Annotated in this window: 20 protein-coding genes; 11 read left to right on the top strand and 9 right to left on the bottom strand. The window is 48.8% G+C overall.

Annotated elements, in window-relative coordinates; genetic code table 11:
* Positions 1-756: a LytR/AlgR family response regulator transcription factor gene (locus H608_RS0100270; RefSeq protein WP_028785911.1), complete on the top strand. Its 756-nt coding sequence runs from the start codon at positions 1-3 to the stop codon at positions 754-756.
* 54 nt (positions 757-810) lie between these two features.
* Here the strand turns inward: H608_RS0100270 and H608_RS0100265 are convergent, their stop codons facing one another.
* From H608_RS0100265 to H608_RS20695, 5 genes are read right to left on the bottom strand one after another with little or no spacing between them, the layout of a single operon-like run.
* Complete coding sequence (locus H608_RS0100265) at positions 811-1,218, bottom strand: hypothetical protein (RefSeq protein ID WP_028785910.1); 408 nt, start codon at positions 1,216-1,218, stop codon at positions 811-813.
* Positions 1,219-1,261: 43 nt separating this feature from the next.
* Entirely contained in the window at positions 1,262-1,792 is a 531-nt protein-coding gene (locus tag H608_RS0100260) for a Spy/CpxP family protein refolding chaperone (protein ID WP_028785909.1), read from the bottom strand.
* Positions 1,792-2,136 (bottom strand): hypothetical protein, encoded by a 345-nt coding sequence (locus tag H608_RS0100255; protein ID WP_028785908.1) that lies wholly within the window; start codon positions 2,134-2,136, stop codon positions 1,792-1,794. Before H608_RS0100255 ends, H608_RS0100260 begins: the two co-directional genes overlap by 1 nt.
* 49 nt (positions 2,137-2,185) lie before the next feature.
* The gene (locus H608_RS0100250; protein ID WP_028785907.1) at positions 2,186-2,746 is read right to left on the bottom strand and encodes an RNA polymerase sigma factor; all 561 of its coding nucleotides are present in this window, start codon (positions 2,744-2,746) and stop codon (positions 2,186-2,188) included.
* Between the two features lie 59 nt (positions 2,747-2,805).
* Positions 2,806-5,703 carry an outer membrane beta-barrel protein gene (locus H608_RS20695; protein ID WP_051267867.1) on the bottom strand — a complete coding sequence of 966 codons (2,898 nt, stop codon included), beginning with the start codon at positions 5,701-5,703 and terminating at the stop codon, positions 2,806-2,808.
* Positions 5,704-5,868: 165 nt separating this feature from the next.
* Between H608_RS20695 and H608_RS0100240 the strand changes: the two genes are divergently transcribed.
* Together H608_RS0100240 and H608_RS0100235 are read left to right on the top strand one after the other, a co-directional pair.
* Positions 5,869-6,447 carry a DUF5606 family protein gene (locus tag H608_RS0100240; RefSeq protein ID WP_028785906.1) on the top strand — a complete coding sequence of 193 codons (579 nt, stop codon included), beginning with the start codon at positions 5,869-5,871 and terminating at the stop codon, positions 6,445-6,447.
* 255 nt (positions 6,448-6,702) lie between these two features.
* Positions 6,703-8,430, top strand: a complete 1,728-nt coding sequence (locus H608_RS0100235) for a M3 family oligoendopeptidase (RefSeq protein ID WP_038006558.1) — start codon at positions 6,703-6,705, stop codon at positions 8,428-8,430.
* 296 nt (positions 8,431-8,726) lie between these two features.
* Here H608_RS0100235 and H608_RS0100230 read toward each other — a convergent pair whose 3' ends face one another.
* Complete coding sequence (locus H608_RS0100230; RefSeq protein WP_028785904.1) at positions 8,727-9,146, bottom strand: Fur family transcriptional regulator; 420 nt, start codon at positions 9,144-9,146, stop codon at positions 8,727-8,729.
* Positions 9,147-9,159: 13 nt separating this feature from the next.
* Positions 9,160-9,765 carry an SCO family protein gene (locus tag H608_RS0100225; RefSeq protein ID WP_028785903.1) on the bottom strand — a complete coding sequence of 202 codons (606 nt, stop codon included), beginning with the start codon at positions 9,763-9,765 and terminating at the stop codon, positions 9,160-9,162.
* Positions 9,766-9,987: 222 nt separating this feature from the next.
* Between H608_RS0100225 and H608_RS0100220 the strand changes: the two genes are divergently transcribed.
* From H608_RS0100220 to H608_RS0100190, 7 genes are all read left to right on the top strand, one after another.
* The gene (locus H608_RS0100220) at positions 9,988-10,380 is read left to right on the top strand and encodes a MerC domain-containing protein (protein ID WP_028785902.1); all 393 of its coding nucleotides are present in this window, start codon (positions 9,988-9,990) and stop codon (positions 10,378-10,380) included.
* 241 nt (positions 10,381-10,621) lie between these two features.
* Complete coding sequence (locus H608_RS0100215) at positions 10,622-11,044, top strand: YybH family protein (protein ID WP_028785901.1); 423 nt, start codon at positions 10,622-10,624, stop codon at positions 11,042-11,044.
* A 129-nt stretch (positions 11,045-11,173) separates the two neighbouring features.
* Positions 11,174-12,757: an N-acyl-D-amino-acid deacylase family protein gene (locus tag H608_RS0100210; protein ID WP_028785900.1), complete on the top strand. Its 1,584-nt coding sequence runs from the start codon at positions 11,174-11,176 to the stop codon at positions 12,755-12,757.
* 142 nt (positions 12,758-12,899) lie between these two features.
* The gene (locus H608_RS0100205; protein WP_028785899.1) at positions 12,900-13,085 is read left to right on the top strand and encodes a microviridin/marinostatin family tricyclic proteinase inhibitor; all 186 of its coding nucleotides are present in this window, start codon (positions 12,900-12,902) and stop codon (positions 13,083-13,085) included.
* Between the two features lie 96 nt (positions 13,086-13,181).
* A complete protein-coding gene (locus tag H608_RS0100200; protein WP_028785898.1) occupies positions 13,182-13,364 on the top strand; it encodes a microviridin/marinostatin family tricyclic proteinase inhibitor in 183 nt (60 codons plus the stop codon).
* Positions 13,365-13,433: 69 nt separating this feature from the next.
* The gene (locus H608_RS0100195) at positions 13,434-14,444 is read left to right on the top strand and encodes an MvdC/MvdD family ATP grasp protein (protein ID WP_028785897.1); all 1,011 of its coding nucleotides are present in this window, start codon (positions 13,434-13,436) and stop codon (positions 14,442-14,444) included.
* 287 nt (positions 14,445-14,731) lie between these two features.
* Positions 14,732-15,721 (top strand): MvdC/MvdD family ATP grasp protein, encoded by a 990-nt coding sequence (locus H608_RS0100190; RefSeq protein ID WP_028785896.1) that lies wholly within the window; start codon positions 14,732-14,734, stop codon positions 15,719-15,721.
* Here H608_RS0100190 and H608_RS0100185 read toward each other — a convergent pair whose 3' ends face one another.
* Positions 15,722-17,716, bottom strand: coding sequence for an alpha-ketoacid dehydrogenase subunit alpha/beta (locus tag H608_RS0100185; protein ID WP_028785895.1), 1,995 nt, complete (start codon positions 17,714-17,716; stop codon positions 15,722-15,724).
* A gap of 164 nt (positions 17,717-17,880) precedes the next feature.
* Here H608_RS0100185 and H608_RS20690 point away from each other — a divergent pair, with 164 nt between their 5' ends.
* Positions 17,881-18,966, top strand: coding sequence for a DUF4421 domain-containing protein (locus tag H608_RS20690; protein ID WP_162142826.1), 1,086 nt, complete (start codon positions 17,881-17,883; stop codon positions 18,964-18,966).
* 2 nt (positions 18,967-18,968) lie between these two features.
* Here H608_RS20690 and H608_RS0100175 read toward each other — a convergent pair whose 3' ends face one another.
* On the bottom strand, positions 18,969-20,243 hold the full coding sequence (locus H608_RS0100175) for a M16 family metallopeptidase (protein WP_028785894.1): 1,275 nt from the start codon (positions 20,241-20,243) through the stop codon (positions 18,969-18,971).
* Positions 20,244-20,263: the final 20 nt, after the last annotated feature.

Genomic DNA, 20,263 nt, shown 5'->3' with positions numbered 1-20,263 from the left:
ATGAGGATTTTAATTGTTGAAGATGAAAAGCCGGCAGCACAAAAACTGGAAAAAGCTGTGCGGTTGGCAAAACCCGATGCAGAAGTAGTAGGCATCACTGACAGCATCAGCGAAACAGTTGACTGGCTGCGGCAATACCCCGTGCCGGACCTGTTGCTGATGGATATACAATTGTCCGACGGATTGTCGTTCCGCATTTTCGAAGAAATAAACCCGGGTTGTCCCGCGATCTTCATTACAGCATATGACAATTACTGGCAACAGGCTTTTGAACAAAACGGCATCGACTATTTACTGAAACCCGTAAGCCAGGAAAAGCTGGGCGCTTCCCTGCGCAAGTATGAATTGCTGCGCAAATTCTTTTCCAACCATCTCGATGCGCTGCAACGCTGGCAGCAGGCAGAACCTGCAGGCGCACATAAAAAAAGGTTCCTGGTAAAACGCGGCGCCGATTATGTGAGTATCCGTACGGAAGACATTGCCTATTTCTATGCTACACACAAAGTAGTATGCCTTGTTGAATCTAAGGGATCGAAATTTATACTGGATCAGTCGCTGACAGATATCGAGCGTCAACTGGATCCGGAATTATTTTACCGGGTAAATAGAAAATACCTGGTAAACATGTCGGCGATCCAGCGCATTAAAACCTATCCGAAAAGCAAGCTGTTGCTGGAATTGCAACCGGCCGTAGGGGAGGAAGTAGTGATCTCACAGGAAAACGTAACGGCATTCAAGGAATGGATGGGGCAATAAAAAGCCCGGCACTAGAAAATGCCAGGCGACATGCACATTAAACTACGAAAAAAGTTAACCGTCTCTGCGGCGTTCGTTGCCACCACCCGGGCGGCGCTGACGGAGTGAAGGTTCAATCTCGTCTTTAAATTTTTTGAATTGGTCCTCTGTGAGCACGGCTTTCAGTTCTTTGTCGCGTGCGTCTATCAGCGGTTCCATTTTTTTGCGGAGCGCATCCATGTCGGGACGCTGGCCTTCGCTGCGCGATTCAGCCATGATTTTATCCTGCTCCGTGTAATACGTTTTGAAAGCAGCGTCAACTTTCGTAAGCACTTCCGCGCTTGGTTTGAAAGCCGAATCTATTTTCTGATGAACGGTTTGTACACGTTCTTCAACAGTGCGGCGTTGAAATCCGCCCTGAGCATTTGCAGCAACTGCCAGCACCAGGCTGAAGGAGGCGGCTAAGATTGATTTTTTAAGCATAGCGGTAAAATGTGAGGTATTGATATTGTGTGTCAACTGTTACTTATTTATGGGCCGTACTATCTGCGGCCTGCGGTCCGCTTTGCGGACGTCCTTTCCGGTTGATGATTTTTTTCAGCAGCGAATCATACCGCGGCAATTGTTCCGGTGTGCAAAGCCCACGCACTTCTTTGAAATGACGGAAGCCCTGTATTTCCAGCGCTTTCTGCCGCTCCGAAATATTTTCTGCACGCTGTTGAAGCAAAGCTTCATCAACGGTGGGCAGTTTTACCAGTTCATAAAGACTGTCTTTGGATTTTTGCATGGCATCGAACAGGGGCTTGGCAATTTTCCAATGGGCAGCTTTCATGTCTTTGTACTGCGCTATCTGTTGCTCGGAAAAACCAACGTCTTTCTGGAGTTGGGTCGCTATGCCGTTTCTTCCACCGGGTTGCCCCTGTGGTGGTGGTGCAGCATCCTTTCCGTTTTTATTACAATCCGGCTGACGGAGAAAATAAACAACGACTGCAATATTCGTCAGCAACAAGAATGCAATGATGAACAGCAAAGTCCTGTTTTTCGAAGCATTATTCATTACGGTTCAGCATTTACATAGTCATAAGATGTGGTGGCAGCAAGCAGGCTGGTTTCATCGTAGGAATTATTATCCTGCGGTGAGGTGATCGCAATGCGCGACGACTCCACCGATTTTTCTTTATTCACTACGATCACTGCATTAAAGATCAGCACCAGTATCAGCGTGGATACGGTTACTACGGGACGGGCCACAAATGAACCCAACTGCTCCCAGATCGTGCGTCCTTCTTTTTGCAGACGGGCTTTCACCCGCGTGTAAAGAAAAGGAGCCGGCGTGGCGCGGCGGATGCCATCAAGGCTGTCCATGATCTCTTCTGTGTCTCTATGCTTTTGCTCACTCATGACTATAGTTTTAGACGTTATTTGTCACACAAACCTTTGTGTCATTTCATTATTTTTCTTCTTCCAGGTGTTTACGAAGATTGCTCTTGGCACGATGCAGCAGGGATTCCACCGACGACACCGATGTTTCCATTACATCGCTTACTTCCTGATAACTAAGCCCTTCTACTTTATTCAGCACAAATGCGATCCGTTGATTTTCGGGCAGCAGATTGATAGCATGAAACAGGGCGGCGGCTTTTTCTTTTTTGTCCAGTGCTACGCCCGGGTGGTTAAAATCAGGCGGATGGATCACCACTTCATTGTCTTCACCAAAGAGGCTTCTGATAAAGCCGAAACGTTTCTTTCGTTTTTTCTTTCGTTCGTGATCCAGGGATTTGGTTACCGCAATGCGATAAAGCCAGGTGGAAAATTTAGCATCTCCCTTAAACGAATGGATGGACTGGTACACTTGTACGAACACATCCTGGGTGATGTCTTCGGCATCTTCTGCCTGCTGCACAATACCCAGCACCGTGTTGTAAACCATATTCTGCCAGGTATCAACGATGATACGGAAGGCGGATTCGTCACCTTCTTTCAATCGCTCCACCAGTAGCCTTTCATCCAACGTGCATGTTTTAGGAGAACGATATTACACTTTTTTCTGTTCCGTAGCTCGTAGTACTATCAGAACATCATCGGCGGGGGACCATCACCTCTCGGGCGCTCACCACCACCGCGACCCTGACTTGCCGCACGGCCTTTGCCGAAGTTGCGCAGGCTGTACGTAAACGTCAGCATGAAGTATTGCTGCAACACATTGCTCTGCGAATCGATGATCTCATTGTTGGAGCCTACTTCACGATAAATACTCTGGTTCTGCTTCAGCAAATCGAACACCGACAATTTCAGTTCTGCTGCGCGACTCTTCAGGAATTTTTTACCAACCGCTGCATTCCACAACCAATAGCTCTGGTTGAATCCGTCGGACAAGCCGGAGTAGGATTGATTGCTCACGTCATTCTGAACAAACCATCCGCTCTTCGATAACAGGTTCAACTGGATGCCGGCCGCCTGATTGAGGTAGCTGGTATTGCTGCTGGTCACCGTATTGCTGTGAACGGTATTGTAGTTGGCATTGTACGACAGGTTGAAATCAATGTATTCACTGATGTTGCTCGCCAGTACGATGCCGCCGCTATAGGTATAGTTGTTGGTGATGTTCTCTACATTATTCAGCAGGCCGGGCAGGCGTGAGTAACTGAAACCTGCATTCAGGTTCAGGTTTGTCTTGATCACTTTAATAGGCTGACTGAATGTAAAGAAGGTACGCAGGCTTTTATATCCATCCAGGTTTACCGGTTTGGTGAGCTGTGCATTGGCGGCCAATACACTTCCGGGCTGGATTACCGAGTCCTGGCGCGCGATAAACGTGGCATTGCTGATATAGTTCTGCTGCGCCTGCAGGAATATGTTGGCAAAGAAACTTTGTCCTTTCTGTGTATTGGTGAAAATGTAGCGCGCCGTTACAAAGTGATTATAAGATTGTTTCAGGTTGGGATTGCCGACACTTTTACGCAACTCGTTGCTGTTGTTTACCACGTCCTGCAACTGCGAGATGCTCGGGAAGTTGGTACTTGCACGATAGAACAGGTTGATGTTGCTGCGCTGCCCGATCTTTTTGCGCCAGCGGAGATTCGGCAATACATTGGTGAACGATTGATTCACATTTGTCACGGTCGGGAACGTGCGGTCGCTCTGTAATACCGAATGCTGCAGGTTTACACCAACAGAAAACTGGTTGTCGCGGCTATTGCCGAGACGATAGGTCAATCCGCCGTTTTGCGTGGTAACCGTGTTATCGAATTGGTTGGAAAGGGCAGGGATGAACTCCGTGTATTTGCCTCCCAGTTCATCAAAACCAAAAGTCTGCTGATCTGCTTTGTTTTTCGTGTAAGAAGGTTCGTAGCTGATCTGCAACTGGCTATTTTGTCCCAGCGGTTCCATGTAAGAGATGTTACCGGACAATGTATAACCGCTGGTAGGATTATCGGTAAACTGATTCTGCAACGAATCGCGGATACCACCGGTTTCAAAGAAACGGTAATTGGCATTGCTGTAAGTTTCGCCGTTGTTTTTATTCAATGTTGTATTGAAACCAACGAAGAGCACGCGGCCGCGTTTGGCAAAGGAGTGGCGGTAGAAAATGCTGTTGCGCAGGTTGTAGCCGCTACGCAGTACGTTTCTGTCGCTCGTTGAAGTGTTGGCCGTATCGTTGGGCAGATAAAGCGTGTTTTCAAAAGCGTTGGTGATTGATCTGTTCTTTTGAAAGTTCAGGCTTGGAATAATAGTGATCGAATTGTTGGAGTCGATATTGTATTGCAGGCGCATGTTGATGCGGTGATTGTAGTTCTGGCTTTCTGCGCGGTTGAACTGGTTATTCTCGCGGGTGCTGTCTGCATTCAATGGAGTGGTAGTACGGGTAATATTGTCGTTGATGTTGCGGCTCTGGTTAAAGAAATAGCTGGCCTGTACATCTACTTTTTTGCCCCACTTATCGGTGAAGTTGATACCTGCCGCGTTGGTGCGGCTGATACCGGCCTGCTGGCCTACCTGGAAGTTGTCGCCTCCAAATCCGCCACCACCGCCACGATTGCCTCCGCCTCCGCGATTGCCACCGCCGCCACGGCCGCCACCACCGCGGTTATTGCCCCTGCTGCTGGTGAGGCCGAGCAGATCCTGTGCACCAAAGTTTTGCTGGTTGATATTATTGAAATTGCCTACGAATGAAATACGGCGATCGCCGTTGAACAGGCTGATATTACCTCCGGCCTGGTAGCGGTCGTTGGTACCATAGCCTGCGAACACGCGGCCGAACTGTCCGTTCTTGATACCGGATTTGGTAACGATGTTGATGGCTTTAACGGAATTGCCATCGTCAAAGCCTGTTTGCTGCGCCTGATCGCTCAGCCGGTCAAATACCTGGATTTTATCTACTACTTCGGAAGGAAGGTTGCGGAGCGCTGCGGAAGCATCATCGCCAAAAAAATCCTTGCCGTCGATGGTTACTTTTCGCACCTGTTCGCCCTGTGCAGTCACTGTTCCGTCTCTGTCTACGGTGATGCCGGGCATCTTTTTGATGAGGTCTTCTGTGGTGGCGTCGGGGTTCACTTTGAACTGGCCGGCGCTGAATTGGGTGGTATCACCTTTCTGTACGGTAGCTGCTGCGGTGGACGTTACGGTCACTCCGCCGAGCTGAACAGAGGTTTTGGGGATAAAAAGAGTACCGAGCTGGAGGTTGGTAACCGAGTCATTTAACGGCACAATCTGGCGGTAACGCTCATAACCGATGGCGCTTACTTCGAGGTAAAAGCTGTCCAGCGCCATGCCATCGAACCGGAAAGAACCGGTGCTGTCGGCAAGGGAATTGTACTGAACGGTGGAGTCGCGGGCACCTTTAAGTAGCACTGTTGCACCTGCTAAAGGTTTATTATCAATAAGATCGAGAAGTTTTCCGGTTACAGACTGTGCTTTGGCGGCCACTGAAAAGATGAGGCCAATAATCAAAAGTTGAAATCCCTTCATATAAACTATTATTCCCTATAAGACGCCATGAAGGACAGTTTCTTTCGGCGGCGGCGCTAAATATCCCGGTTAACTAAGTTTTTCCTAAAATAAAAGATCAGGGGCTCAGGGGGCGTTCATTTGCCAGAACTCATTTATCTTGCACGTCCTTAACATATTAGAATTATGGAATATAGTAAACTCGTAGCCGTTAGCGGTTTGCCCGGACTGTACGAACTGATCAGCAGCAAAACAGACGGAGCCATTGTGCGTTCATTGGATGACCAGACAACAAAATTTGCCTCTTCCCGTATACACCAGTTCTCACACCTGGAAAGTATCGAAATATATACCATCCGCGATAATGTGAACCTCGTGGAGGTATTCCAGGCAATGCAAAAAGCAGGTGGTCAATTGCCCGATGTAAAAGACAACGGCGCGATCAAAAAATACTTTGAGTCTGCCTATCCCGATATGGACTTCGAGCGCGTATACGGCAGCGATATGAAAAAGATGGTGAAATGGTTTGAAGTGCTGCAGAAAAATAACGTAGAACTCAAACTCTCCGAGCCTGAAGAAGAAGAAACTGAAGAAGTAGAAGAAGCGCCTGTGGAAGAAAAGCCAGCGAAAAAGGCTGCGAAGAAAAAAGAAGAAAAAGAAGAGGCCGCCGAAGAGAAGCCTGCAAAAAAAGCCGCTAAGAAGAAAGAAGACGGCGACGAAGAAAAGAAACCTGCGAAAAAGGCAGCGAAGAAAAAAGCAGAATAATTCAGCTCATTACATAAGCAGAGCGGGTGGCCGAAAGCTCCCGCTTTTGTTTTTTCAGGAAAAAAACAAAGAAGTCAAAAGTCAAAAGTGAATGGTGAATAGTGAATGGTGAATAGTCAATCGTCAATAGGTATGTTGTTCCTTTTTCGAATTTTGACTTTTTCCGGGCTGTTGTACTTATAACTTACTACTTAAAACTTATAACCCTACGCCTTATCCCTTTTACCTAAACAAGAAGCCTTCAACGAACGTTATATGACTACAATGAACGCAGACATACAAAAACTTCCCCGCCACTTTTTGCCCGCTGACTTTACCGTTACTGCATGGAATACGCTGGAGCCCTACTTCACCGATCTCCGCGACCGTAATATCGGTTCGGCGGAAGAGCTGCAGCAATGGTTGAAAGATGCCAGCGAACTTGAAGCCGTGATCAGTGAAGACGCTTGCTGGCGCCAGATACGCATGACCTGCGATACGGAGAACAAACAACTCGAAGAAGCTTTCAACTTCTTCATGATGGAAATACAACCGAAAATCCAGGAATGGTCGGATCTGCTCAACCGCAAGCTGGTTGAAAATCCTTTTGTAAAAGACCTCGATCAGGACGCATATTTCACCTACCTGCGCAACGTGCGTAAGAGCATCGAACTGTTCCGCCCGGCCAACGTGCCGCTGCAGGCCGAACTGAACGTGGAAGCACAGAAGTTTGGCATGGTGGCCGGTAAAATGACCGTGCAGGTGAACGGAGAAGAATTCACCTTACAACAGGCAGCACGTTTCCTCGAAGATTCCGACCGCGGATTGCGTGAGGACGTTTACCGCAAAATAGCCGATCGCCGTTTGCAGGACAAGGAAACACTCGATGAACTGTTTACCTCCATGTTGCAGAAGCGTCACCAGATAGCGGTAAATGCAGGATTTGATAACTACCGCGATTACCGTTTCCGTGAACTCGGCCGCTTTGATTATACCAAAGAAGATTGTTTCAAATTTCAGGAAGCGGTAAAGCTGCACGTGATGCCGCTGGTAGATCAGATCTATCGTACCAAAAAGAAGCAACTCGGTCTGGACACGCTGCGTCCCTGGGATATAGACGCGGAACCGGCCGGTACACAGCCGCTTCGCCCGTTCCGCACCGGCGAAGAGCTGGTAGAAAAAACCATCGATTGTTTTACCCGCCTGCGTCCTTTCTTCGCGGATTGCCTGCGCAAAATGAAAGCGCTTGGTCATCTCGATCTCGAAAGCCGCAAGGGCAAAGCGCCCGGGGGATATAACTGCCCGCTTGCCGAAAGCGGCGCGCCGTTCATCTTCATGAATGCGGCCGGGCAGCTCGATGATGTAACCACGATGGTACATGAAGGTGGCCATGCCATTCATTCATTCCTTGCTCATCCGCTCGAGCTCAACGGGTTCAAAGAATATCCCACGGAGATCGCGGAAGTAGCCAGTATGAGCATGGAATTATTCAGCATGGATCATTGGGATGTATTCTTTGATTCGCCGGAGGAACTGCGCCGTGCACGTACACAGCAACTCGAGCGTGTGATCACGATCTTCCCCTGGATCGCTACGATCGACAAGTTTCAGCATTGGGCCTATGAACATCCGCAGCATACGGTTGAAGAGCGCCGCGCGAAATGGTCGGAGATACTGAACGAGTTTACCTCTTCAGAACTGGATGTTACCGGACTGGAAGAATACCGCGCTTATGGATGGCAGCGGCAATTGCATTTGTTCGAAGTGCCGTTTTATTATATTGAATACGGAATTGCGCAACTGGGTGCTATCGGTCTGTGGCAACAGTATAAAGCGAATCCGGACAAGGCATTAGACAATTACGAACAAGCGTTAAGTTTAGGCGGAACCCGCACATTGCCGCAGCTTTTTGCCGCTGCAGGCCTGGTTTTCGACCTTTCACCGGATCATATCCGCGGCTTGATGCAGTTTGTGGATCAGGAGTTAAATCACCTGGAAAAATAGCCGAAAAATACCCAGAAGATGGTAGGTCAATAATTCGGAAATTTGGCAGAGGACTATTACTTTTACCGGGTATTATTGATAAAGATTATACGACTACACCAGTAGTCTTCACATAGCTACTAATCAGAGCCTTAACCTAAGTCGCCGTGTTTCCACACGGGGGCTTTTTTATTTAATGTGTAAATGTGCCCTTGCAGGGGCCATGTGAAAATGTGAGAAATGCTTTTTTCATTTTCACACTTACACATGGTCCCGTCTGAAAGACGGGCACATTTACACATTTTGCCAAAGGCAAATCATCTCTTACACTGTCTGCACACTCCCTCCGCTACAACCTCAATATGTGATAAGGCATAACCACGTGGTAATTTGATATCGGGTGTAACTACATCATCCAGGCAAAAAGTTTGTTTGCACTGCTGGCAGATGAAATGCACATGATGATCATGATGATGACCTTCGGAACAATTGTCTTTGCATAAAGCATACCGCACGGCATTATCGGCTGTGGGAATCGTATGAATGATCCCTTTCTCCGTGAAGGTCTGAAGTGTGCGGTAGACGGTTACGCGATCAAAACGCTCGCCGGCTTTCTTTTCAATATCACCATGCGACAAGGCGCCATCATTGCTGAGAAACAACTGCAGGATCTTTTCGCGGCTGGCGGTAAGACTGAGGCTGTTGCGCTTGAGAATATTGGTAATATCTTCTTTCATGACTTGTTGCTGTTTACTTCTTCAAAAATTTTTCAGCATCGCTGATCAGTTCTTTTACTTCGGCTTTCTTCAGGCCGTCGTAGATCTTGCGCACTTTCCCTTCGCGGTCCACGAGCGCCCAGAATTGGGTGTGCATGAAATCGTCCTGGAAATTCTGCAGGTTATTGGCCGGGTCATCGATCGAATAACTGAGCCGCGCCATATTGTAAAGGCTGTCTTTGCGCCCGGTCAGGAATACCCAACGCTTCGTGTCCACTTTCATGGAATCCGCGTAATGACGCAATACTGCGGGAGAATCCACTTCCGGCTGGCAGGTATGCGATAAGATCAGAAAGTCGGGGTTTTCTTTGAAACGATCATATACCAGCCGCATGTTGTTATTCATCATGGGGCAGATGCCGGGGCAGGTAGTAAAGAAATATTCCGCTACGTACACTTTCCCTTTCACATCTTCATTGGTCACAGCAATACCGTCCTGGTTCGTAAAGCGGAAAGGCTTTACTTCACTGATGGGATTTACTTTGCGTTGACCGAATCCCGGGATCAATGCCGTCAACATAAAATAAAACCCGAGCATCAGCGCGCCGAAAAACAATCCGTATAATAATTTCTTTTTCATATCCGGGGTCAATTGTGACTTGTCAATAGTGAATAAAGCGAGAACAATCTCCTGGCGCTTTTGTTGATATTCACGCAAACAGGCGGTGTTGAAAACAGAACCACCCTTTTTTTGCAAAGTTAAGCCAACTGAAACGGAAGACCTGCATTTTGGCATTTTAACGAAACTCCTGCATATCTATTTTGCAACATTGTTGCTTTTTATGTATTTTTGCTGTCCTTTATGAAATTCAGGATCAATTGGGACGCATTGGGTATCGGGGCTTCATTGGCCTGCGCGATCCACTGTGCGCTGTTGCCCCTGGTCATGAGCAGCCTTCCGCTTTTCGGCGTCAACATCATTGATAATCATTACTTCGAAGCGGGAATGGTGCTGCTGGCACTTATTGTGGGCGTTTATTCATTGTATCACGGTTATCGTCTGCATCATCACCGCCAGTTGCCGGTTATTTTATTTTCCGTTGGAATGGCGCTCCTCATTGTCAGACTTCTTTTCGCGCATCACAATCACTGGCTGCTGATCCCTTCGGTTGGTTTCATCGTGGCCGCGCATTTCCTCAATTTCCGTTATTGCCGCCAGCATGATCATGCGCATGAGGAAGATTGCAATCATTAAATTCAAAATTCAAAAGGCAAGTGGCGTGAATCGGGAATCGTGAATCGTCAATGGTGAATAGCTTTGCGCCTTTGCCTCCCTGAGGCCGATACTTCGGCATCCCGAAGGGTTCACGCAAAGACGCCAGGAAGCCGGGACGCAAAGAATACATAGTACCTAATACTTATAACTTATTACTTAGGCCGAAGCTTCGGCCCGAAGTATCGGCCCGAAGTATCGGGCGGCTGTTTATCTTCGCCGTATGAAAATGCAAACCCTCCTCACCGCTCTTTTGTTGTCCGCCGTGCTGCACGCACAATCAGCGGATGAAAAACAAATACGCACCACGCTTGACCGGCAGACGGCTGCCTGGAACAGCGGCAACCTCGAAGCGTTTATGGACGGCTACTGGCGAAGCGATTCCCTTATGTTCATTGGCAAGTCGGGCGTTACCTACGGCTGGCAGAATACGTTGAACAATTATAAAAAAGGTTATCCCGATACCGCCGCCATGGGCAAGTTGCATTTCGATATCATCCAGGTAAAGCGTTTATCGGTGATTTATTTTTCTGTGGTAGGAAAATGGCATCTCGCCAGATCGATTGGTGACCTCAGCGGACATTTCACCCTGCTGTTCCGCAAGATCAATAACAAATGGGTGATTGTTTCCGATCATAGTAGCTGAGTGCCGGTTGATGCGGCTGCTGATCTTTTTATTTTAGTAAGAAAAATAATAAAAGCAATAACCTGCATCGTCCTCATTTCAGGTCATCAGTTCTTTTGTTTACTCTGCCGCATACCGTAACTTCCCCCTATGAAAAAATGCGCGCTGTCACTCCTTGCTTTCCTGCCTGTTTTGCTTTTTGCCCAAAACATTCCCTCCTGTGATCTGCTGATCAAAAACGGTAAGATCATCGACGGCACGGGCAACAGTTGGTACTACGGCGACGTGGCCATCAGCAACGGCCGCATTATTCAGGCGGGCACGGCCTTAAAGTTCAACGCCGCACGCACCATCGATGCAACCGGTCTGATTGTGGCACCCGGCTTCATCGATGTGCATACACATATAGAAGACGATGAAGTGAAAGACCCTACCGCTGCCAATTTCATTTACGACGGTGTTACCACCGTGATCACCGGCAATTGCGGCTCTTCCAATGTCAACATCGGCAAATACCTGCGCTGGATCGATTCCTTGAAGTTATCCGTCAACGTGGCTTCGCTAATCGGGCACAATGATGTGCGCAAAGCCGTCATGGGAAGAGCCAACCGCGATGCTACGCCAGCCGAATTGGAAAAAATGGAACAACTGGTCGACAAAGCCATGAAAGATGGTGCGGTCGGCCTTTCTACCGGACTCATTTATATACCCGGTACTTATACCAAAACTCCCGAGATCGTTTCACTGGCCCGCGTTACGGCCCGCTATCACGGTGTTTATGCCAGCCACATGCGCGATGAAGGCGATAGCGTTACCGCGGCCATCGAAGAAGCGCTCACCATTGGCCGTGAAGCAAATATTCCTGTACAGATTTCGCATTTCAAATTAAGTGGTCAGCAAAACTGGGGACGCAGCCGCGAAACCGTCGCTATGGTGGAAGCCGCGCGCCGCCAGGGGATAGAAGTGACCATCGATCAGTATCCTTATACCGCCAGCAGCACTTCCATCAGTACGTTGATCCCTGATGAAATCCTGGCCGACGGACAAGACAGCATCCGCGCGCGGTTGCAGCGCCCCGAAGTGCGCGAGTACGTGATCAAAAGCATGCTGGCCCGTTTGAAAAAACGCAAACTCAAACATTTCAATTATGCCGTAGTGGCTTATCACGCTGCCGACACTTCTTATAACGGAAAAAGTATCGAAGAAATCAATTTACTCAAAGGCCGCAAACACAAAGCCCGCGAAGAAGCCATCACCGTACTCGATATCATGATCGCCGGTGGAGCCAGTGCCGTATTTCACGGTATGGGAGAGGAAGATGTAAAACGCATCATGCAATATCCTTTTAACATGTTTGCCAGCGATGCTTCGATCCGCGTGCTGAATGCCGGCATGCCGCATCCGCGTGGCTATGGCACCAATGCACGTGTATTGGGTAAATATGTGCGCGAAGAAAAAGTGATTTCACTCGAAGAAGCGATCCGCCGCATGACCTCCCTGCCGGCACAAAAGTTTCAATTGCATGAACGTGGTTTGCTTCAGCCGGGCTTTGCTGCAGATATCGTGGTGTTTGATGAAAAACAAGTAAACGATGTATCCACGTTTTCAAAACCACACGCTTATTCCACCGGCTTTCATTTTGTGGTCGTCAACGGCCAGGTGACGGTGGACCAGGAGAAACATACCGGCGCCCGGTCGGGAAAGGCCTTGTACGGCCAGGGAAAAACCCTTTAATAATCAACTGTTATCAGTTGCGCGAAAATCTGAACGTGTTATTTCGGCGGAAAAGCTTGCCGGGAATGAATTTTTTTTCCTTAACTTACTGTACTCACAAGCCATCAGTCAGTATTTCCTTCATTCCTAAATGAAAATTTGTATGCAAACCTCAAACGAAAAAAAGCAACCCTTTTTTGCACGTTTCCTGGAAAACCAGGACAAGCAGACAAACCCTGATGGCCGCGTAACTTCCAGCGAGCAGCAGTCCGTAGAAGCATGGATAACCAAGCCATGGCTCGACATGGAGCAAACGCAGAAGTATCCCTCGGACGGCGACGAAATTTAAGCCCGGGTAAACAACATCAACACTTATCTGTCTGCGTACGCAGCACGGACAAATTCACTCGTTCCCAATTTTCACTAACGTAAAAAAATGCGAAACATGGAAGAAAAAAAGCAACAGCCCTTTTTTGCAAAGTTCCTGGAGTCACAACACAAGAATGTGCCGCAGCCGCAGGAAAATGCCAACGGTGAACAACTGGAATCATCCATCACAAAACCGTGGCTGGATCATCACGATGAAACACACAAATACCCTTCCGACGGCGACGAAGGAGGTGTATAATCATTAACGTCAACATGCAGAGGCTGCCGGTCTTTTCCGGCAGCCTTTTTACTTCACGGCTGCCCCTTTATGATCCTTTACATCACGCATTCACAAGACACCTATACGATCGATATTTTCAAAGAATATCTCGAACGCCGCCATATTCCCTGCTTCCGGCTGGATACCGACCAACTGGCTACCGGCTACCGTTTTGCATATTCCGATGAAAAAGGTCAGCCTCGCAAAATGATATTGACGTCTGCAGGCGGAGCAATAGTCGATCTCTCACAGGTAAAAGCCGTATGGTACCGCAAGATCTGGCACCTCGATACGCCCGAAGCACTCGACGAAGATTTTCTCGCCATCTATCGGCAGGAATATAATACCGTATGGCAATTGCTGGTGGATGAATTGAAAGACCGTCCATGGATCAACGATTTTCATCATGCTCAATATGTGATAGACCGGAAAATGTATCAATTGCAGAAAGCAAGAGCAGCCGGCCTTGTTGTTCCTGATACGTTGTTCACCAGCGACGAACAGGCTGTCCGTGATTTTTATCATCGCCACAACGGGCAGGTGATCATGAAACTGCACGGCGGACTGCAACGCAATATGCATGGGCGCGGTGCTTTTTTCCCGGCAACCTTTTTGCAGGAAGCAGACCTTGCGGGATTGCAATCGCTGATTTACTGCCCGATGATTTTTCAGCAGGCCATCAACAAGGCTTATGAATTGCGCGTAGTATATATCGCCGGCCGTTTTTTTACCGGTCGTATCGATACAGCCATTGTTGCTTCGCAATACGGGGATGGCTCGGCTACCACCGACTGGCGCACGCATACAGGAGCATCCCGGTGGCAGGCCTATGAGTTGCCTGGTCCGTTAAAAGAAAAATTACATGCGCTGATGCAATCCCTGCAATTATCTTTCGGCGCCATCGATATCATTCGCCAGCCGGATGGCGAATATGTTTTTCTGGAAGTAAATCCGCAGGGCGAATGGGGTATGCTGCAACGCGATCTGCATTATCCGATCGCTGAAACAATTGCAGATTTATTGATGGAGAAGGTGGAAGGCGTAAGGTATAAGGCGTAAGGATCGGGGAGAGGCCCTTGTTGGTCTCCGACCAACAAGTGTTCGGAAGATTTTAAAACCTGTCATCCTGCATCACGCCACCGTTGGTCTCCAGACCAACTGACCTGCTCATCCTTGCGTTGTGTACGAAGTGGACCTTAACCTATCAAAAAAACCTGAGGCTTGCTTGTTGGTCGGGAGACCAACAAGGGCGCTAACTGGGAGACCATTAAGGGTGCCAACTTATACCTTAGCCCGAAGTGTCGGGCCTTACACCTTATACCTTCAGCCTTTATAAAAAAAGTAATATGAGTAAAAAGAAAATTTTAATTGTCACCCATAGCCGTGATAACGAATGCATCGGACACGTAACGAGATTCCTGGAAGAAGCCGGCGCAGAAGTGGTACGCTTCAACGTAGACCTTTATCCGTTACATCATACACTGACCACCTCTTATGTTGACGGTGATTGGAAAATAACCCTGCATACCGACGGCGTGGCGCACGAGCTTGAGTCCCTGCACGCCGCTTGGTTCCGTCGTGCCTACAATATCACGGGTGACCTGAAAGACATCCTGGACCGCGAGTTTTACCAGGCCGCCGTTGGCGAGATACGGCAAACGATTTTTGGTATGATCGAAGGGCTGCGTTGCTATACACTCGGCCGACCCGCAACCTATCGACGCCTCGATAGCAAGGAACAACAACTATTGGTGGCCCGCGAAGTGGGTTTGATGATTCCTGCCACCTGCATCAGCAATGATGCAAATGATATCCGCGCGTTCATGGATCGCGTGGGTGGCCCCGTGATTACCAAAATGCAAAGCTCTTTTGCTATTTATAAAGAAAAAACGGAGCATGTGGTATTTACCAATCAACTCGAGGCCGCTGATGCCGATGACCTCGAGTCCGTGCAGTATTGCCCGATGGTATTCCAGGAAAAAATTGAAAAGAAAAGAGAATTGCGTATCACGATAATCGGGGAAAAGGTTTTTGCCTTCGGTGTTGACTCGCAGCAAAACGAAGAAGCCAAATTGGATTGGCGCAAGGAAGGTGTGGCACTCATCGACAAATGGGAACCTTTTGCTTTGCCTCAAGAGATTCACCAAAAATTATTGCGGCTCATGTCCATTCTCCAAATCGAGTATGGCGCTATCGACATCATCATCGATCCGCAGGATAATTATTATTTCCTCGAGGTCAATGCCGCCGGCGAATACTTCTGGCTGGACAGGCTTTGCCGGCACGAGATTTCACAGGCGATCGCCGGTTGGTTACTGGCGCAGGGAAAGAATTGATCAGTAGTTCAACAATTTTTCGATGCTTTCGCCGAGGCGTGATTTGGCCATGAATCCTTTTTCCAGTTCTATATTGAAGGGGATAGGTGTGTCCCACGAAGCGCAACGCATCACGGGTGCATCGAGCCATTTGAAACAGTGCTCGGCGATCCACGCCGCTATTTCTCCGCCAATGCCACCGGTGAGTGTGTCTTCGTGCAGCAGCAACACGCGGCCCGTGCGGCGCACCGCGTCGCGGATGGCCGTATAATCCAATGGCAGTAATGTTCTGAGATCGAGAATGTCGATCGATATTTCGGGATGTTCGGCTGCATAGTCTTCCGCCCAGTGTACGCCACTTCCATAGGTGATGATGCTGATCTCGTCGCCGCTTCTTACCTGGCGTGCTTTACCGATCGGCACTTCATATATTTCATCCGGAACCTGCCCGCTCACACTTCTGTAAAGTGCTTTGTGTTCAAAGAATAAAACAGGGTTGGGATCATTGATCGCGGCGATCAGCAATCCTTTTGCGTCGGCAGGGGTGGAAGGGTATACTATTTTCAATCCGGGTGTGTGCACAAACCAGGCCTCATTGCTTTGGCTGTGAAAAGGACCTGCGCCCACACCACCGCCCGTAGGCATCCGCACAACCACATCCGCATTTTGTCCCCAGCGATAATGGATTTTCGCCAGGTTGTTGACGATCTGGTTAAAGCCTACGGTTACAAAATCTGCAAATTGCATTTCCATAACGGCCTTATGTCCTTCCAGGCTTAAACCCAATGCTGCACCAACGATGGCGCTTTCACAGATGGGCGTATTACGTACGCGTTCTTTACCAAATTCCTGTACAAAGCCTTCGGTGATCTTGAAGGCGCCTCCGTATTCGGCAATGTCTTGTCCCATCAACACGAGATTCGGGTGCTTAACCATCGATTGCTGCAATCCCTGGCGGATAGCATCGATGAACCGGAGTTCGGTAGACGGTTCGTCTTCCATGCCGGAATGATCGAGTACACGTGCACCGGGTGCGGACTCCGCATATACATCATTTACTTCTTCCTCTTCATCCACGGGCATCGGCGGTGCTTCGAAACCTTTTACCAATTCGCTTTCTATTTTCTCGCGGAATCCCTGACGGATTTCATCGCGGAGTGTTTCCGTCAATACGCCTTCTGCGACCAGGTATTGCTCAAAATTATCGACCGGGTCTTTTTGTTTCCATAATTCGAAGAGATGCGGCGGTACATATTTGGTGCCGCTGGCTTCTTCATGTCCGCGCATGCGGAAAGTGATGGCTTCGATCAGGTAAGGTTTCTGGTGTTTAATGCAATAGTCGCGCACACCGCGGATGGTATCATACATCTGCAGAATATTGTTACCATCTACCTGCACGCCTTCCATGCCGTAGCCTTTGGCCCGGTCAACGAGGCTGATGCAGCGGTATTGTTCGCTTGTAGGCGTACTCAGTCCGTAGCCGTTATTTTCTATGAGGAAAATGACGGGCAGGTCCCAGACGGCGGCCACGTTGAGCGCTTCGTGGAAGTCGCCTTCGCTGGTACCGCCTTCGCCGGTGAAGGCCAGTGATACTTTAGATTCCTGACGGAGTTTATGTGCCAATGCCACACCATCTGCAATAGCGAGTTGCGGACCGAGGTGGGAGATCATTCCGCAGATATGATGCTCTTTATTGCCGAAATGGAAACTGCGTTCGCGGCCCTTGCTGTACCCGTCGCGGCTGCCCTGCCATTGTTTTACCAGTTTATCGAGCGGCATATCGCGGGTGGTGAATACGCCGAGGTTGCGGTGCAACGGCATGATCCATTCATCTTTATCCAGCGCCATGGTAGCGCCAACGGCAATGGCCTCCTGGCCGATACCACTGAACCATTTGCTGATTTTTCCCTGGCGCAGCAGGACGAGCATTTTTTCTTCTATCATCCGGGGCCATAACAGCTTCCGGTATATGTCGAGCAATTGTTCTTTGGAGAGATCCTTCCGGTCGAAATTCATGGAAACATGCTTTGCGGGTAAAATTAACGTAAAAGGGCGTGGGCTTTACGGAGCGGGGAAAATATTCCGCTTAACCAACCATTTTTCGCAGGTTATTGCGGGTACTCTCATTGGGTAGCGCGTTGCTGCAGATGCGGCATAGTTTTTTGCTTTATGTTTACACTATGCAACAATCCCGAGCCTGTTTGCTTTTCGTTTTTACGTCGGTCCTGCTGATAATGGCCCTTTCGACGCCGATGTCTGTTTCTGCGCAACGCCGCAAACCCGTGCCATTCGACAGCAGCTATTACCAGACCTATCCTAAGCTCATCACCGGCCGGGTATTCTTTTCACAGAAATATACCAGTCTTCGCCTTCGCAATACCGATAACAACCGGACGCTGCACTATCAACCCAATAATGCTTTGAATGCGGGCGTGGGCGTGACCTACGGCATCCTCACATTGAACGTGGGCGTTCCCCTGCGTTTCGTGGATCCGGACAATAAAGACAAAGGCAAAACGCGTTCCCTCGACCTGCAATCGCACATTTATGCACGCAAATGGGTCGGCGATATATTCGGACAATTTTACAAAGGCTACTACCTGCGGCCGAAAGGAAAGGCGGCGGCTCCGGATGAGGCTTATTATACGCGACCCGATCTGAAAGTACAGATGATCGGTGGTGCGCTGTACCGTCTGTTCAACTCCCGTCAATTTTCTTACCGCGCCGCATTTTTGCAAAATGAATGGCAGAAAAAATCAGCAGGTTCCTTCCTGTTAGGTGGTGAAGTATATTATGGCACTATCCGCGGCGACAGTGCGCTGGTGCCTTCGGAATATGCCGATGTGTTTCCGCAGCAGGACGTGCGCAAGGCGCGTTTCTGGGAAGTAGGACCAGGTGCCGGCTATGCTTACACCTGGGTACTGAAAAAACATTTCTTCCTTACAGGCTCCGCTACTGTCAATGGCGACCTCAGTTTCATTAAAGAATTTGAAGAGGACAATACAAGCCGTACACGCGTGACCTTCAGCCCCAACCTTATTTTCCGTGCGGTAGTGGGCTATAACAGCGATACGTGGACCGCCAATATTTCGTGGTTTGGAAACCGCGTGTCTGTTGGCAGTGCAACGGATGATTACCGCTATATTGTTTCCACGGGAAATTACCGCCTTACGGTTGCAAAGCGGTTTAATCCCAAAGGTATTTTGCGTAAACGTCTGCGCAATGCAGAAGAGAAATTGCCAATCATCAGCACAGAAGGTAAATAACCTTATACCACTACCAGTTCATAAAAATCTTTCTCTACGAGATAGCGGTTGGCCAGTTCCTGTAATTCCTGCGGCGTGATGCTTTTGATCGTTTCAATGGATTTATAGAAATACTGATCGTCGAGTCCGTTGAGGATAAGATTTTTCCACCTGCCGATGATCTGGAAAGGTCCGTCCAGGTCGCCGAGGATGCTGCCGATCATGAAGTTTTTAACCAGCGACAGTTCTTCATCATCTACCGCTACTTCGCGCAGTTCCTTCATTTCCTTGTATACTTCCGCAATGGTGGCTTCGCAAACTTCTTTACCTGCTTCGGTGCTGATCATCCACGCAGAATCATGAATGTGGTTGAGCAGGTAACTGTGAATGCCGTAGGTATAACCCTTGTCTTCACGGATATTGCTCATCAGCCGCGATCCGAAGAAGCCGCCGAATAAACTGTTGAGCGTTTGCACGCGGATAAAATCGGGGTGATGACGATTCGGGAATTCGCGCGCGATGCGGATAGAGCCCTGTACACCATCCGGATCGTTGCTGATGCGGTATTTTTTTTCGGTTGCCGGTTGCAACGCGTGTGTGGGAAGGGTCACAGGCTGCGTAGGCAGATCACCGAAGTACTCATTGAGCAATGCTTCGAGGTCGGATGGCAATTTGCCTGCGGCGAAAATAATAAAACGTCCCTGCTGGTAATACCGGCGATAGAATTGCAACAGCTCCTCGCGGTTCAGGGTGTCGAAATCTTCATCTCTGGTATAACGGCCATAGGGATGTTCTTCTCCGAAAAGGTATACATCGATCAGGCGTCCGGCTACAAAATCGGCTTTGCGAAGGTTCACTTTCAGTCGCTGCTTCATGTTTTGCTGGTAGATGGATAATTCTTCTTCCGGCATTTGCGCGTCGGTCACCAGTTCGCGTACAACGGGCAGCAGCTCGCGGACGTGTTTGGTAAGTGTGTGCAGGGAAAGCGTGGACGTTTCATTGTAGCAGGCGCGGCTGAGATGCGCGCCGTAATATTCAAAATGTTCGTTTATCTGGAAGGCATTGCGCTGGCGGGTACCATTTTTCAATAAAAAATTGGTAGTGGCCGCTACGAGGTTTTTCTCTTCAAACCAGTTGCCTGCATAAAAGACGAGTTCCAGCGACATGAGTTCTTCGGCACCGGCATTTACACTATAAACTTCTACTCCGTTTTTAAGCGTCCATTTTTCGCAGGGTTGCAGTTTGGGATTAAAATCGACGGCATCTACAATTACGGGAGCTATGGATCTGTCTGGCATGTTGTTGATTGAAAGGTAAC

This window comes from Terrimonas ferruginea DSM 30193, assembly GCF_000425585.1.
GTDB classification, from domain to species: Bacteria; Bacteroidota; Bacteroidia; order Chitinophagales; family Chitinophagaceae; genus Terrimonas; species Terrimonas ferruginea.
The sequence above is the reverse complement of the archived record's forward strand: the minus strand, read 5'-3'. Positions and strand labels throughout refer to the sequence as shown.